The following is a 15,212-nucleotide window of genomic DNA, read 5'->3' as shown; positions in this document are numbered from 1 at the left end:
TCACCCTGCCGTCACGAACTCGGCCAGCCCGCGCGCCAGATGGCCCGGGTCGTCGGCGCCGACCAGCTCGCGCGCGGAGTGCATCGACAGGCCGGGCACGCCCACGTCGACGGTCGTCACCCCGAGCCGGGCGGCCGTGATCGGCCCGATGGACGTGCCGCACGGCAGCGCGTTGTTGGACACGAACCGCTGCCACGGCACGTCGGCCCGCTCGCAGGCGGCCGCCCACGCGGCGAAGCCGGTGCCCTCGGTGGCGTACCGCTGGTTCACGTTGATCTTGACGACCGGACCCGCGTTCGGCAGCGGGTGGTTGTCGGGGTCGTGCAGCTCCGCGTAGTTGGGGTGGACGGCGTGGGACATGTCGGCCGAGACGCACAGCCCGCCCGCGAGCGCGCGCTCCCAGTCCTCGGCGCTGCCGCCGCGCGCGGTCACCGAACGGTGCAGCACCCGCTCCAGGAGCGGGCCCTGGGCGCCGGTCTCGGAGCCGCTGCCGGTCTCCTCGTGGTCGAACGCGGCGAGCACCGGCACCCGGTCGGGGGCCGCCGACGCGGCGGCGGCGAGCAGCGCGGTGACGCCCGCGTGCACGGAGACGAGATTGTCCAGGCGGGCCGACACGATGAACTCCCGCCGGGCGCCGAGGAGTCCGGGCGGCTGTACGTCGTGCAGCATCAGGTCCCAGCCCAGCACGTCGGCCGCGTCGATCCCGGCCTCGTGGGCGACCCGGCGCAGCAGCGCGCCGTGCTCGGGCGCGCCGAGCGACCAGACCGGCTGGGTCTGCCGCTGCCGTTGCAGGGACAGTCCGTCGTTCACGGTGTGGTCGAGGTGGATCGCCAACTGCGGCACTCGCAGCAGGGGTTCGTCGATCTGTACGAGGGTGGAGGTGCCGTCGCGCAGGGTCAGCCGCCCCGAGATGCCGAGGTCGCGGTCGAGCCAGGTGTTCAGCGGGACGCCGCCGTAGATCTCCACGGCGACCTGCCGCCAGCCCGCCCGGCCCGTGTCGGGGGTCGGCTTGACGCGCAGGTTCGGCGAGTCGGTGTGGACGCCCATGATGCGGAACGGGGCGCTGGCGGGGGCGCCCTCCGGCACGTACCAGGCGAGGAGCGCACCGCCCTTGGTCAGGTACCGGCCGCCGCTGTGGCCGGTCCACTCCTCGGTGCCGGTCAGTTCGGTGAACCCGGCCTTCTCCAGGCGCCGTACCGCCGAGGCCACCGCGTGGTATGGCGACGGGCTCTCCCGCAGGAACGTCAGCAGGTCCTCGACGTGCTCGGCTTGTGTGGGCAGGTTCATTCGGCTTCCGCCTCCAGGGGCAAGGGATGAGGGTGGTCGAGCAGCGCCGCGAGGGGGCGCCCGGGGTGCGTGCACAGCTCCCCGAGCAGCACGGCGTAGGAGGTCAGGAGTTCGTCGGCCGTGGGTGCGTCCCACAGGTCGGCCGAGTACTCCAGGAACGTGCGCAGGCCGAGCGCCGGGTCGCGGCGCGGCGAGAGGCCGAAGACCAGCTCGGCGCGGGCGACGGGCGGCGCCAGGTCCTCGACCTCGACGTCGAGTCCGGGGATCTCGATGTCGGTGTCGGGGTAGTTCTGGAAGGCGAGCACGTTCGGCACCCGGTCGGGTACCTCGGTGGCGCCCGCGTCGCGCATCGCCCGCATGATGCGGGCCGTCGGCAGGACGTGCGCCATCACGGTGAGGGCCTCGGCGCCGGTGCGGGCGACCAGCTCGGCGAAGGGCTCGCCCGGTTCGATCCGCACCCGCACCATCACCGACGTCGACACCATCGCCACCAGCGAGTCACCTGCGGTGCCCGCCCGGTTGGCGTACGGCACGGCCAGCAGCACGTCCCGCTGCCCGGAGAGCCGGGCCAGGTGCACGCCGAGCGCGGCGGCCGCGACGGCGAACGGCGTCTGCCGCACGGAGGTCGCGAGGTCCTCCAGGGCCGTACGGACCTCGGCGGGCACGGTGCCGCGCACGGTGCCGCCCGCGCCGCTGAGCGTGTCGGGGCGCGGCCGGTCCGTGGGCGTGTCCAGGTGGCACGGCACGCCCTCCAGGTACCGCGCGCAGAACGCGGCGCGCCGCTCCTCCTCGGCCGGGTCGTGCGCGCCGAGCTGCTCGCGGGCGTACTCCGGGGCCTGCGCGGACGGCGCGGGCAGGGTGTGCGGGCGTCCCGCCGCCGCTGCCGTGTACAGCTCGGCCAGTTCCGCCATCAGGACCGAGTGGGACCAGCCGTCGGCGCTGATGTGGTGCAGCACGAACATGAGCACCCAGCTGTCGTCGGCCACCTTCAGCAGCCGGGAGCGCGGGAACGTGGGCTCGGCGAGGTCGAACGGCTTCGCCGCCATCCGCCGGCACACCGCGTCCGCCCGCTCCCGCGCCGTGCCGGGGGCGAGCCGGGAGAAGTCGTCGATCCGCAGCCGCGGGGGCGGCGCGTCGACCACCTCCTGCCGCCAGGCGCCGTCCGCGCCCCGCACGAAACGGGTCCGCAGGGCGTGGTGCCGCTCGACGAGCCGGGCCAGGGCGGTGCGCAGCGCGTCCGGGTCCAGGGCGCCCCGGAACCGGATCCGGGTCGGCACGTTCCACACCTCGGCCCGGGGCACGGCATGGTGGCCGGCGATCATGCGGTCCTGCTGGGGGCTGACGGGAGCCCGGTCGACGACACCGGGCCCGGGTTCCGGAGAGACCGGCTCGGCCTCTCCCCCCTTGATCTGACGCGCCATCGCCTCGGGGGTCGGCTCCGCGAAGAAGTCCGCGAGCGCGATCTCCGCGCCCAGCACCTCCCGCACCCGGTTCACGAGACGGATCGCCGCGATGGAGTCGCCGCCCAGGTCGAAGAAGTCGGCGTCGTCGGCGACGTCCTCCACGTCGAGCACCGCACGCCACACGGCCCGCAGCTCGTCGCCCGCGCCGGACGGCACGGGCCGGGTGTCCCGTACGGTTTCCGCCGCGTCCTCCACCATGGCGCGCAGTACGCGGTCGAGGTCGGCGAGGAGGCCGCGGACCGTTTTGTCGTCGAAGAGCCCGGCGTCGTAGCGGATGCGCAGCCGCAGCCCCGACGGGGTGCGCACCGCCATGAGGGCGAGTTCGAGCGGTGCCGACGAGGCGCCGCCCGGCACGTCGGACGCGGTGAGCCCCGGCAGCTCGACGCGGGTGAGCGGCGCCGCGTCCAGGTCGGCGGAGACCGTCACCAGCGGGCGCGGCCGTCCGGCGCCCTGGCCGAGCCGGGCCGCCAGCTCGTCGGGGTCGACGTGCTGGTGCCGCTCGGCCTCGAACAGGGTGTCGCGCGTGGCCCGCACCGCGTCGGTGACCGTCGTGCCGTCGCCGAGCGCCGCCCGCAGCGGCAGCACCGCCGCGTGGAAGCCGACGGTCCGCGCGGTCGCGGGCGTGCGCCGGGCGAACGTCGAGCCGATGACGAACTCGTCGAGCCCCGTCCGCTCGCGCAGCACCAGCTGCCAGGCGGTGAGCAGCGTCGCGAACAGGGTGACGCCCCGGCGCCCGCTCCACTCCTGCACCGCCGCCGTGCGCGCCGCGTCGAGGCCGGTCTCGGCCGCGCCGCCGAGCCCCGACACCCGGCGCCCGCGCGGCCGGTCGGTCGGCGGCGCGAGCACGGGCGGCATCGGGTCCAGGTCCTTCAGCCACCACTCCAAGTCGCCGTCGTCCGTGGCCTGTTCGGTCGCGTCGACGGTCGTTCCGGCGGGCTCCGGGAAGTGCGGGGCGCGGCCCTGGACGTGGGCCGTGTACAGCTCCTGGAGGTCGTCCGCGAGCAGCCGCGCCGAGTGGCCGTCCGTGATCAGGTGGTGCAGGCCGAGCAGCAGGACGTGGTCGTCGTCGGCGAGCGTGAGCAGGCGCGGTGCGCACAGCGGGCCGTCGGCGAGGTCGAAGGCGCGGGTGCTCGCCGCGCGCAGGGCGGCCTCGATCGCCGCGTCGGGGTCCTGGTCCCGGGCGTCCGTCACCGCCAGCGGGACGCGCGTGGACGCCCGGACGATCTGCTGGAGCAGGCCGTCGTCGCCGCCCGCGCGGAACACCGTGCGCAGCCCCGCGTGCCGGGCCACGAGTCCGTCGACGGCGGCGGTCAGGGCGGGCACGTCGAGCGGGCCGCGCAGCCGCACCGCCTGCACCTCGTTGTACGCGGCCGGGTCACCGGCCAGCTGCGCGGCGAGCCAGAGCCGGCGCTGGGCGGCGGTCGCGGGGGCGGTGACGTCCGCGGCCGGCGTGACGTCCTGCGCCGCCGTCGCCTCCCGCAGCGCGGCCAGCCGGTCCAGGCCCGCCCGCGCCAGGTCGCCGGGCATCCCGAAGTCGACCAGGGCGGCGATCTCGTCGACGCCGGCCGCCCGCAGCGCCGCCACCACCGGCGCGCACGTCTCGGGCGTGCCGATCAGCGCCCGCTCGTCGCAGTACCGGTCGTAGGCGCGCAGGAACAGATACTCCAGGTCGGCCTCGCTCGCCTCCGCCACGTCCCGTTCGCCCGAGGCGACGGCACCGGCCGCCGACCGCATCTGGAGCGACGACCGCAGATACCGGGTCATCGGCTCGCGGGCCCGCTCCCGGGCGGTCGCGTGGTCGTCGGCGAGGTAGGTGTGCAGGAGGACGGTGACGCGGCCCGCGTCCGGGTCGAGCCCGTGCCGGGCGCGGGCGGCGCGGTAGTGCGCGATGTTCGCGGCGAGCTCGGCGACGGACTGGTTCATCAGGTTCGTGACGATGCCGAGATCGCGGCGGGCCGCCTCCTCGTACGACGCCCGGCGCCCGGACGTCGCCAGGAACATCGGCGGCGCCTCCTGCACCGGCCGCGGCAGCGTGGACACGTCGGACGGGCGGCCGTCGCCGCTCTCCCTGAGCAGCGTTCCGCCCCGCCACAACTCCCGTACGGCATCGAGGTGTTCGAAGGCGATCTCCGTGCGCCGCTCGAACCGGTCCGGGTGCAGGACGAAGTCACGCGCGTGCCAGCCGGTGGCGCAGCCGAGGCCCACCCGGCCGCCGGACAGCCGGTCGACGACCGCCCACTCCTCGGCGACCCGCACCGGATCGTGCAGCGGCAGCACCACGGACCCCGCGTTCAGCCGGATCCGCTCCGTCTCCCGGGCGAGCGCGGCGGCGAGCACGGCCGGGTTCGGAAAGAGACCGCCGAACGAGTGGAAGTGCCGCTCCGGAATCCACAGCGAGCTGAAGCCGTGCGTGTCGGCGAACCGGGCCGTCTCCACGATCCGGTCGTACGCCTGCGAGGTGTCCTCGGCATCCGGATAGTCGCCGAAGAAGTAGACACCGAAGTCGGGTGCGGGCCGCCGGTGTTGAGGCTTCGGCGGGGACTTCGGCCGGGTGGCCGGGAAGAACCCGCCCTCGCGCATCTCCCGCAGCGAGCCCTTCACCGCGTCCGCGACCCGCTCGACGTCCGCGTCCGTATGGGCGGTCGACAGATAGAAGCTGCGCCACTCCCACACATAGATCCCGCGCAGCAGGAGGTGCCGGTACAGCAGCTCCATGTCGGCGCGGTGCGTGAAGCGGAACATGGACCCGAAGTGGGCCACCTCCAGCGGGAATTCCTCGTCACGGAAGAACGTGTTGAGGTCGTCGGCGAGCGCGTCGGTACGCGCGTTGAGCCGCTCCTGCAAGGCGGGCCCCTCGGCGACGAGATGCGTGAGGACCGCCTTGGCCGCCGCCATCGACAGCGGGTGCTGGAGGTACGTCCCGCCGAAGAAGGTGGTCTCCGTGCCGGGCGCGCTGTCGTCCCCGTAGCGCCAGAACCCGCCGTCGACCCCGTCGAGGAGGTCGGCGCGGCCCGCGATCGCGCCGACCGGGAAGCCGCTGCCGAGCGCCTTGCCGTACGTGGCCAGGTCCGGGACCACACCGAAGTGGTGCTGGGCGCCGCGCGGATGCGGACGCAGGCCCGTCAGCATCTCGTCGAAGAGCAGCACGATGCCGCGCCGCCGGGTCAACTCCCGCAGCGAGCGCAGGAACTCGACCGGGCGCAGCCCCGGGTTGCGGCACTGGACGGGCTCCACGACGACCGTGGCGATGGAGTCGCCGAGCGCGTCGATGGTGTCCAGGGCCTCCTGGCTGCCGTACTCCAGGACCAGCAGATCGGCGACCGCGCTCGCCGGGATGCCGCGCGACACCGGCACGGCCCGGCCGCCGTCGGGGCCGGGGCGGCCGAGCACCGGGTCGATGTGGCCGTGGTAGGAGCCGCGGAACATGACGACACGGTCGCGGCCGGTCGCGGCGCGGGCGAGCCGGATCGCGCCCGAGTTCGCCTCCGTACCGGAGTTCGCGAACGCCACCCGTTCCATCCCCGTCAACCCGGCGAGCAGCTCAGCGACTTCACCGGCCTCGACCGGGCGCGGCCCGAACCGGAGCCCGCCGTCGAGATGGGCCCGCACCGCCTCCGTCACGCACTCCGGCTCGTGCCCGAGCAGCAGCGCGCCGAAGCCCATGGTGATGTCGGTGTACGTGTTGCCGTCGATGTCCGTCAGTTGCGCACCCCGCGCCGAGCGGGCGGACAGCGGATACAGCGTCTCCTTCGTGGCGCGCCGGAACCCGACCACGGCCCGGCTGTCGGCAAGCACCGAACGCCGCCGCTGCGCCAACTCCTTGGATGTCGCCGTCCGTTCGGTCAGACGCCGGGCGAGGTCGGCCGCGTGCGCGCGCTGCCGTGCGTCGGCACCGGCCGTTCCGGAGTCCGGGGCCAGCACGACGCGCGGCCCGTGCTGCTCGGCCGAGGCGGATGCGGATGCGGGTGCGGGGGTGCCGCCGCGCGCCCGGGCCAGTTGCGCGGTGAGGTCCCGGGACAGCTGTGCGGCGCGGTCCGCCGCCGATGCCGTCATCGGGCGGCGCGGCCGGCGCCGAGCAGGGCCACCGCCTCGGAGAGCTGGGTCAGCATCGCCGTCTGCGTCTCGGCCAGGAGGTTCACCTGGCGGGCGAGTTCGGCGATCTCGGCGCGGGTGGCGTACTGCGCGCTCTCGTCCTTGGTGGGGGTGATCACCTGGGCCGTGGCGGGTGCGGCGGGTCGCTCGCGCCGTTCGGCGATGAGCCGGGCCGTCAGCTCCGGAGTCCCCGCGTCCTCCAGGATCTCCCGGATCGCGATCCGCACATCGAACTCGGCCTCCAACTGGCGCAGCATCCCGATCAGTTGCAGTGAATCGGCGCCGAGACCCACGTACGTCTGCGCGGGCCCCACCTCGTCCAGGGTGAAGCCCAGGTGGTGCGCGGTCAGTTCGCGCACGCGCGTGAGCACCGGCCGGTCCTGGGCGGGTACGGCCACTGCGTCCTGCTCGGTCACTGCGTCCTCCACGGGTGGTTCGGGTGCGGGTGCGGGGCCCGTCCAGTAGGAGCGGTGCTGGAAGGGGTAGGTGGGCAGCGGGATCCGGCGGCCCGGGTGTCCGGCGAGCAGCGCCGTCCAGTCGACGGCCGCGCCCGCGCAGTGCAGCCCGGCCACCGCCTGCCACAGCCCGTCGACGCCCGCGCCCCGGCCCTGCGTCGGCAGACACGGCACGTCGGGCAGCACCCGGCGGGCCATGCCGGTGAGCGGGGCGCCCGGCCCCAGCTCCAGCAGGACGTCCCGGTCGGCGAGGGCACGCAGCACGGCGTGGAAGTCGGCGGTGTCACGGGCCTGCCGGACCAGGTGACCGGGGTCGGGGAGCCAGCCCGGCTGCCGGACCGTGCCGTCGAGCCCGGACACGAACGCCCGCTCCACCGGCCGGAGTTCGATGCCCTCGGCCGCCGCCCGAAGCTCGTCGAGCATCGGGTCGAGCAGCGCCGTGTGGAAGGCACGGTCGACCGGGAGCGGTTCGCAGGGCACGTCGGACAGCAGCCGCCGCGCGGCCGCCACGGCTTCGGGGCGGCCCGCGACGACATGGTGCGCGGGCCCGTTCACCACGGCGAGTTCAAGACCGGCGCCGACCTCGTCGAGCAGCGCCCGCACCCGTGCGTACGGGGCGAACACGGCGAGCATCGCCCCGGGCGCGGTGTCCTGCATGAGGTGGCCCCTGCGGCACAGCAGCCGCATCCCGTCCTCCAGGGACAGCGCGCCGGCCGCGTACAGCGCCGCGTACTCCCCGACGCTGTGCCCGCCGACGGCCGCCGGACGCACCCCGAGGGACTCCCAGAGCCGTACCTGCGCGACCTGGAACGCGAAGAGCGCGGGCTGCGCGAACGCCGTGTCCCAGCCGCCCGGTTCCGCCCCCGTCGCGGACGTCAGCCGCTCGCGGAAGTCCGTCGCGCCCGTCTCCTGCCGGTGCACGCGAGCACAGGCGTCCAGCGTCTCGGCGACGACCGGGAACCGCGCCGCGAGCGCCGCCGCCATGCCGGGCCGCGCACCGCCCTGCCCGCTGAACAGGAACACCGGCGCCGGGTCCCCGCCCGCCGCGCCCGCCGTGCCCGTGCGGTACCGGGCGGGATCGGGGCGTCCGGCCAGGAACGCGTCGAGCCCGGCGACCGGGTCCCCGGTGACGACGAGCCGGTGTTCGTGCGCGGCGCGGCCGAGTGCCGTCGTGGTCAGTAGATCGGCCGGGTCGGGCCCCGGCTCCCGTACGAGTGTGTCCCGGAACGCGCGGGCCAGCTCCGTGAGGGCTTCGGGGGAGCGCGCCGAGAGCGGAAGCAGCGGGGGAGCGGTGGACGCGGACGGGGCGCGGGGCGCGGCGGGCGGCGCCTGCTCCAGGATCACATGGGCGTTCGTGCCGCCCATGCCGATGGAGTGCACGCCCGCGCGGCGCGGGCCGTCCTCGTCGGCGGGCCAGGGCGCGGCCCGGCGCGGCAGCGTGAACGGGCTTTTCTCGACGCCCAGTTGAGGATTGGCGCGGGTGAAGTTCACCAGGGGCGGGACGATGCCGTGCCGCAGCACCAGGACGGCCTTGATCAGCCCGGCGAGCCCGGCCGCGCTGTCCAGATGCCCGATCGCCGGTTTCGTCGAGCCGAGCGCGCAGAACCCGGTCCGCCCGGTGTGCCGCCGCAGCGCCTGCGTGAGCGCGTCGAACTCGATCGGATCGCCCTTGTACGTGCCCGTGCCGTGCGCCTCCAGATAGCGCACCGACTCGGCGTCCACCCCGGCCGCCGCCAGCGCGCCGAGCACCGCGTCCCGCTGCCCGGCCACGCCCGGAGCCGCGAACCCGGCCTTGTCCGCGCCGTCGTTGGTGACCGCCGAGCCCAGGATCACCGCGTGCACGGTGTCCCCGTCGGCGAGCGCCCGCTCCAGCGGCTTGAGGACCACGGCGGCCACCCCGTTGCCGCCGACCGTGCCGTCCGCCGCCGCGTCGAAGGCCCGTACCGCACCGGTCGGCGACAGCGTCGAGCCCTTCACCCGCCGGTGCCCGGTGATCTGCGGCAGATGCAGCGCCGCCGAACCGACCAGCATCAGCTCCGCGTCCCCCGCGTACAGCGCCTGGCACGCCAGGTGTACGGAGACGAGCGCGCTGGAGCAGGCCGTGGCCACATTGACGGCGGGACCGTTCAGACCGAGCCGGAACGCGGCCCGGTTCGCCGTGAAGTCCGGGTAGTTGCCCACCTGGATCTGCTTCACGGCCGTCCAGTCGTCGGCGGCCGCCTGCTCCCCGATGTTGTGGGCGAGGTAGCTGTGCAGCGAGTACAGGCGGTAGCCGACGCTCGCGTACACCCCGACCCGGGCGTCCGTGCCCGCGTACCCGGCGTCCTCCAGCGCGTGCCAGGCACACTCCAGGAACAGCCGCTGCTGAGGATCGGTGACCGTGGCCTCGCGCCCGCTCATCCCGAAGAACGCCGCGTCGAACCCGTCGATCCCGTGCAGCAGCGCGCTCGCCCCGCCGAACTCCGGCTCCTTGTAGGTGGCTTCGGGTGTCCCGGCGGCCGCGAAGTCGGCGTCGCCGAACCGGCGTACGTGCGTCACGCCCGCCACGATGTCGCGCCAGTACGCGTCCGGGCCGTCAGCTCCCGGAAACCTCAGCGCCATCCCGACGACCGCCACGCGCCGGTCCCGCATCGCCGCCCCCCTCCTCCGGGGACACCGGATCAGAACGTCGCTGCCGCAGCGTCTGCGCGACGAACACCACGGCCACCACGATCGCGACCCCGTGCGCGACCCCGACCACCGACAGCGGCGAGAACACGTCGAGCGCCGCCGCGACCGCGATCATGCCGACGCCGAAACCGAGGTTCTCCACCGTCGCCGACAGACCGAAGGCGTGCGTGCGCAGACCCGTCGGCAGCGTCTGGAGGTGCGAGCTGTACGACACCTCGGTGACGCCGTCGGCCGCGCCCGCGAGCAGCGCGATCACGATCGTCGCGGCCCACGGGAACCCGGCGAAGGCGAGGATGAAGGTCGCCGACATCGCGATCGTGCCGAGCCCGAACCCCAGCGCCCCGACGGAGCGCCCGTCGCGCTTCACCCACCGCTGCAACACCTGCTGCACGAGGACGTTGCCGAGCGCCCACACGCACCAGAAGACACTGACGAACACGGCGGGCCGGTCGGCGTCCAACTGCGTGGAGTACACCGGCAGGGCCGCGTTGTGCGAAGAGGAGCCGAGCGCGTCGATGCCGCGCAGCGCGACCATCAGCGCGATGACGGGTGCGGTGGCGAGCGCGGCCAGGGCGCCCGGGTTCCGCTTCTTCCCGCCCGCCGCGGCCGGGGCGCCCTTCTCCTCCCGGTCCGGCCGCGCGGTCAGCGGCAGCAGCGCCACCGTGCCCGCGCACACCAGGAACGTCGCCATGTCCACGAGGAACGCGGCCGTGTAGCCGAGCAGCGACACCACGACACCCGACGACGCGAACCCGACCACCATCGCCATCGAACGGCCGCTCACCATCAGCGAGTTCGCCCAGGTGTGCCGGCCCTCGTCCACCATGTCGGGGATCGAGCTGCGGAACGCGACCATGAAGAACGTGCCCGCGCCGCCGACCACCGCCGACACCAGGAACAGCGCCGCCGTGCGCAGCCCGTCCGGCGCGCACACCAGGAGCACGAGCGCTGCGGCCTGCACCACGTTCGCCCAGAACATCACCGGCTTCGCCGCGCAGCGGGCGAGCAGTGCGGCGGCCCCGAGCCCCGCGAGGAACCCGGCGGCCAGCCGGACGGCCATGAACACACCGACCGCGAGCGCCCGGTCCGTCACCGCGTACACGTACAGATTGAGCGCGACCAGGTTCAGGTACGTGCCATAGGAGGAGATCGCGTAACCGGTCACCAGGATGCGGTACCGGCGTTCCTTCATGGAGCGTTCCTTTGCGAGCGGGTCCGTACAGGTGCGAACGAGTGAGCGGTGATTCGAACGCTGTGCACCCTAGGCGGGAGACTCCTCCTTCCGCAGGAAGATCATGGAAGTTGTCCGAAGCGGGGGCCGGGTCTAGAGGCCCACGTCGCGGCTGCGAATGTCCTCGATCGACTCCCGGCGCACCAGCAGCCGGGCCCGCCCGTCGCGCACGGCGGCCACCGGCGGGCGGCCCACCAGGTTGTAGCCGGACGCCATCGACAGGTGGTACGCCCCGGCGACGGGCACGGCGAGCAGATCGCCCACCCGGACGTCGGCGGGCAGCGGGACGTCGGCGGCGACCACGTCACCGGCCTCGCAGTGCCGGCCCACCACCGTCATCGGCGTCCGGGTCGCGCTGCCCGCGCGGCCGACGAGCCGTGGCGCGTACCGCACTCCGTACAGGGCGGGCCTGGGGTTGTCGCTCATGCCGCCGTCGACGGCGACGAAGGTGCGGCCGCCCGTCCGCTTGACGGAGACGACGTGGTAGAGCGCGATGCCGGACGGTCCCGCGATGGCGCGGCCCGGCTCGATGATGAGGCGCGGCACGGGCAGCCGGGCCGCCGCGCAGGCGTCGGCCAGCTCGGCGCGGACCCGGCGGGCCAGCCGGGTCAGGTCCAGGACCGGCTCGCCGGGCCGGTAGGCGACGCCGTGGCCGCCGCCGAGATCCAGCTCGGGCAGGACCAGGCCGTGTTGCTCGTGCAGCCGTGCCATCAGGCCGACCATCCGGCGCACCGCCGACAGGAATGGCTTGATCTCGGTGATCTGCGAGCCCAGATGGCAGTGCAGTCCCGTCAGTTTCAGCTGCGGCTGGTCGAGGATGCGGGCGATGGCGTGCTGCGCGTAGCCGTCGGAGAGGGACAGGCCGAACTTCTGGTCCTCGGTGCCGGTCCGGATCTTCTCGTGGCCGCCCGCGCTGATGCCGGGCACGACGCGCACCATCACCTTCTGGTGTCCGTCGGGGCCGACGGCGGCGGCGAGCCGGGCGATCTCGGAGGGGCTGTCGATGACGATGCGCCCGACGCCGTACGCCAGTGCCTTGTCGAGGTCGTGCGGGGTCTTGGCGTTGCCGTGCAGCACGACGCGGTCGGCGGGGAACCCGGCGGCGATGGCCAGTTCGAGCTCACCGGCGGAGCAGACGTCGAGGCCGAGCCCCTCCTCGTCCATCCAGCGGGCCATGGCCCGGCACAGGAACGCCTTGGCCGCGTAGTGCACCTCGGCCTCCGGGAAGACGTCCCGGTAGGTGCGGCAGCGGCGGCGGACCTCGGCCTCGTCGAGGACGTACACCGGGGTGCCGAAGCGGGCGGCGACCTCGGAGAGCGCCACCCCGCCGACGGTCAGACCGCCGGGACGGGGCTCCGCGGTGGACGCGGGCCACACCGAGAGTTCCTCGGCGGCCCCGGAGGCGAGGGAGGTTTCGTGAACGGTGGTCATGGTGGCGTGGTTCCTTCTCAGCCGATCCAGTACGACAGCGCGGTCACCAGGGCGGCGGCCCCGGTCACCCGGAGCACGCCGACGGCGTGCGCGTCCCAGGCATGGCGGCGCGCGGGCGCGGCGGCGGCCGGGGCGGGCGCGGTGAGCTGCGGATCGACGGTGACCGTGGCGACGCCGAGCGGCGCGGTCATGGCGCGCAGCGCGGGCCCCGCGAGCCGGATCCACGGCTGCCCGGGGCCGAGCGTGGCGGCCAGCGCCCGCTCGGAGGTGAAGCCGACGGCCGTGCGGTCGCCGAGCGGGGTGCGGAACAGGCGGGCGGCGTGCCCGAAGGGGCCCGGCCGGACGGGGACGAAGAGCGGTCCGGCCGGGAACCGTTCAGCGGGTTCCGGGTCGTCGCCGCACACGAGTTCGGTCATGGGGATGCCTCCTGGAGGATCCGGGGGAGCGGGTGTCCTGGCCCCGGCCGGGGGACGTCCGGCCGGGGCACGCCGAGGACGCTATGCCCGCCGCGCCCACCATCCGGACCTGCCCTGACGGGACGTTGACGCCGATCGGGGCGACGCTGACGCGCTGGTGACGGGGGCCGCCCGGGAGGGGTGCCGGCGCCGTCAGAGGTGCGCCAAGAAGTGCCGACGCGGCTGGTTCCGGCCGGGCGCCGGGGATGGGATGAGGAGGGGAACCCCGGTTCCGGTGTTGTCCTGCGCCGTCGACGGGGCATCCGTAACGGACAGCTGAAGCACGGGAGGTGAAGCGATGTCCGGATCCGACGCGGCCCCCGCCCCGCGCACGCCGCGCGTCGTGGTCGGGGTGAACGGTGAGCCGGGCAGCCGCACCGCCCTGCGCCGGGCGGCGGCCGAGGCCCGGCACCGGCGGGCCGCACTCTGGCCCGTCCTCGCCTGGCAGCCGCCCTGCGGCGGATTCGGCGTCCGCCACGCGCCCGTCGACCCGCTGCCCGCCGAGGACTGGCAGGACCTCGCCCGCGCCACCCTCCTCGGCACCCTCGACGAGGTGTTCCCCGACGGCCCCGGCGTCCCCGTGCACGCGCTCCTCGCGCAGGGCACCCCGGGCCGCGTCCTGGTGGAGGCCGCCGACCGGGAGGACGACCTCCTCGTCGTCGGCGCGGGCCACCGCGGCACGCTCCACCGCATGTTCCAGCCCTCGGTGAGCCGCTACTGCCTGGCCCGCGCCCACTGCCCGGTCCTCGCCGTGCCGCCGTCCCCGCTGGAGGCCGAACTCGCGGCGGCGCACCGGCGCAACCTGTGGCGGCTGCGCCTGGACACCCGGCACTTCGCCGAGGAGACGGCGCCGGACGACGGCCAGGCCGTGGCCGGGGCCTGAGACACCCGCCGGGCTCAGCGCAGCCCGGACACCCGGAAGACGGTCCTGGCCAGCTCCGCGTCGACCTGCCGGGCGAGCCGGCGCAGCGCGGTCCCGCCGCACAGCAGCAGCCCGCGCTCCGCCGACACCCGTGCCGCGTCGTCCAGCAGCCGCCACAGCGCGGGATTGGCGACGAGGACGCGCGGATCGATCTCGACCCGGCCGCCCGGCTCGTCGCGGAGCACCAGCCGGTGCGCGACGCCGTCCACGCACCGTACGGAGACGAGCAGATCGGTACGGACGGTGTGCTCGCGCCACAGACAGCGCGCGGTCAGCCGGTCGGGGGTCGCGCTGATCCGCGCGGGCAGCAGGACGAGGGTGAGCAGGGCCCCGAGGGCGACCCACAACAGGGCCCGCCACAGGGCGAGTTGGTCCGACAGGGCGTCGATCCCCAGGAGCAGCGCGACCAGCACGAGTCCGTGACGGACGGCGCTGCGCGCTTCTTCGGTCCAGTACGCGTCCTCGGCGGCCGCGGCGGTGTCTGCCATGCGGCCGACGCTAGGGAGCGCGGGTGCCGTCCTCCGCGCTCTTGACGGTTTCGAACGCCTCTCCGTACGTCATCTTGACGCCGCCGTTCCCGGGTCAGGCCGCGGTGGCGAGGTCCCGCACCGGGTACGACCGGTGCGGCGCCACGGCCCGGCCGTCGGGCAGCAGCTCGCCGGTGTCGTCGAAGACGATCCCGCCGTCGCACCGCAGGCTCCAGCCCTGCTCGGGGTGGGCGGCGACGACGTGCTCGGGGCCCGTGCACGCGGGTCGGTGATCACACATGGCGCACCTCCAGGTGGGTTGTCGTCCTCTACGACGATGCGCGCGCCGCGCCCCCGGCCGCCAGAGCCCGGTGCGGAGTGTGACAGCTCCAGGACATGGCGCGGACAGAGTCCGGACGCACCGGTCGCCCGGTCCCGCGTAAGAGACGCGTCAAGGGCGTCCACGGCCGCGTATGGGAGCCGTCAACGCGGCTCGGATCCGGCCACGACCAGGGGTTTCCTCTGACTGTCAGACCTCATTCACCACCTTCGAACAGGGAGCTCACGATGGCCGACGTGGCCTTCGTCGTCACCACGATCGCGGTCTTCGCGCTGGTGGCACTCGTCGCCAAGGGGGTGACCAAGCTGTGACCGCCGAGAACATCGTCGGCCTCGTCGTGGCCGTCGCCCTCCTGGGCTATCTCGTCCTCGCCCTCATCTATCCGGAGAGGTTCTGAGC

Annotated in this window: 10 protein-coding genes; 2 read left to right on the top strand and 8 right to left on the bottom strand. The window is 74.6% G+C overall.

The annotated features are described in order from the left end of the window. The 6 genes from K377_RS08050 to K377_RS08025 form a co-directional block, all read right to left on the bottom strand. On the bottom strand, positions 1–1,287 hold the full coding sequence (locus K377_RS08050) for a M18 family aminopeptidase (RefSeq protein WP_111662488.1): 1,287 nt from the start codon (positions 1,285–1,287) through the stop codon (positions 1–3). Beyond that, positions 1,284–6,803: a MupA/Atu3671 family FMN-dependent luciferase-like monooxygenase gene (locus K377_RS08045; RefSeq protein ID WP_111662487.1), complete on the bottom strand. Its 5,520-nt coding sequence runs from the start codon at positions 6,801–6,803 to the stop codon at positions 1,284–1,286. Before K377_RS08045 ends, K377_RS08050 begins: the two co-directional genes overlap by 4 nt. Beyond that, positions 6,800–9,928, bottom strand: a complete 3,129-nt coding sequence (locus K377_RS08040; RefSeq protein WP_111662486.1) for a type I polyketide synthase — start codon at positions 9,926–9,928, stop codon at positions 6,800–6,802. The genes K377_RS08045 and K377_RS08040 overlap by 4 nt, the downstream gene beginning before the upstream one ends. Continuing rightward, entirely contained in the window at positions 9,873–11,159 is a 1,287-nt protein-coding gene (locus K377_RS08035; RefSeq protein WP_111662485.1) for an MFS transporter, read from the bottom strand. Before K377_RS08035 ends, K377_RS08040 begins: the two co-directional genes overlap by 56 nt. Positions 11,160–11,291: 132 nt before the next feature. Further along, positions 11,292–12,629 (bottom strand): diaminopimelate decarboxylase, encoded by a 1,338-nt coding sequence (gene lysA, locus K377_RS08030; RefSeq protein ID WP_111662484.1) that lies wholly within the window; start codon positions 12,627–12,629, stop codon positions 11,292–11,294. Between the two features lie 17 nt (positions 12,630–12,646). After that, on the bottom strand, positions 12,647–13,045 hold the full coding sequence (locus tag K377_RS08025; RefSeq protein WP_111662483.1) for an SAV_915 family protein: 399 nt from the start codon (positions 13,043–13,045) through the stop codon (positions 12,647–12,649). 337 nt (positions 13,046–13,382) lie between these two features. On the opposite strand from K377_RS08025, the gene K377_RS08020 reads away from it, so the two are divergent. Then, the gene (locus tag K377_RS08020) at positions 13,383–13,967 is read left to right on the top strand and encodes a universal stress protein (protein WP_111662482.1); all 585 of its coding nucleotides are present in this window, start codon (positions 13,383–13,385) and stop codon (positions 13,965–13,967) included. A 14-nt stretch (positions 13,968–13,981) separates the two neighbouring features. Here K377_RS08020 and K377_RS08015 read toward each other — a convergent pair whose 3' ends face one another. Both K377_RS08015 and K377_RS08010 read right to left on the bottom strand, forming a co-directional pair. Further along, complete coding sequence (locus K377_RS08015) at positions 13,982–14,494, bottom strand: hypothetical protein (protein ID WP_111662481.1); 513 nt, start codon at positions 14,492–14,494, stop codon at positions 13,982–13,984. Between the two features lie 94 nt (positions 14,495–14,588). Continuing rightward, complete coding sequence (locus tag K377_RS08010) at positions 14,589–14,774, bottom strand: DUF5999 family protein (protein ID WP_111662480.1); 186 nt, start codon at positions 14,772–14,774, stop codon at positions 14,589–14,591. 346 nt (positions 14,775–15,120) lie between these two features. Between K377_RS08010 and kdpF the strand changes: the two genes are divergently transcribed. Next, positions 15,121–15,210 carry a K(+)-transporting ATPase subunit F gene (kdpF, locus tag K377_RS08005; RefSeq protein ID WP_018533641.1) on the top strand — a complete coding sequence of 30 codons (90 nt, stop codon included), beginning with the start codon at positions 15,121–15,123 and terminating at the stop codon, positions 15,208–15,210. Positions 15,211–15,212 lie beyond the last annotated feature (2 nt).

This window comes from Streptomyces sp. PsTaAH-137 (assembly GCF_003259365.1).
Classification (GTDB): domain Bacteria; phylum Actinomycetota; class Actinomycetes; order Streptomycetales; family Streptomycetaceae; genus Streptomyces.
The sequence above is the reverse complement of the archived record's forward strand: the minus strand, read 5'-3'. Positions and strand labels throughout refer to the sequence as shown.

What these genes read in the sequence shown, in the direction of transcription:
- K377_RS08050 (WP_111662488.1), bottom strand. Translation starts at nt 1,287, where the DNA reads ATGAACCTGCCCACACAAGCCGAGCACGTCGAGGACCTGCTGACGTTC.
- K377_RS08045 (WP_111662487.1), bottom strand. Translation starts at nt 6,803, where the DNA reads ATGACGGCATCGGCGGCGGACCGCGCCGCACAGCTGTCCCGGGACCTC.
- K377_RS08040 (WP_111662486.1), bottom strand. Translation starts at nt 9,928, where the DNA reads ATGCGGGACCGGCGCGTGGCGGTCGTCGGGATGGCGCTGAGGTTTCCG.
- K377_RS08035 (WP_111662485.1), bottom strand. Translation starts at nt 11,159, where the DNA reads ATGAAGGAACGCCGGTACCGCATCCTGGTGACCGGTTACGCGATCTCC.
- lysA (WP_111662484.1), bottom strand. Translation starts at nt 12,629, where the DNA reads ATGACCACCGTTCACGAAACCTCCCTCGCCTCCGGGGCCGCCGAGGAA.
- K377_RS08025 (WP_111662483.1), bottom strand. Translation starts at nt 13,045, where the DNA reads ATGACCGAACTCGTGTGCGGCGACGACCCGGAACCCGCTGAACGGTTC.
- K377_RS08020 (WP_111662482.1), top strand. Translation starts at nt 13,383, where the DNA reads ATGTCCGGATCCGACGCGGCCCCCGCCCCGCGCACGCCGCGCGTCGTG.
- K377_RS08015 (WP_111662481.1), bottom strand. Translation starts at nt 14,494, where the DNA reads ATGGCAGACACCGCCGCGGCCGCCGAGGACGCGTACTGGACCGAAGAA.
- K377_RS08010 (WP_111662480.1), bottom strand. Translation starts at nt 14,774, where the DNA reads ATGTGTGATCACCGACCCGCGTGCACGGGCCCCGAGCACGTCGTCGCC.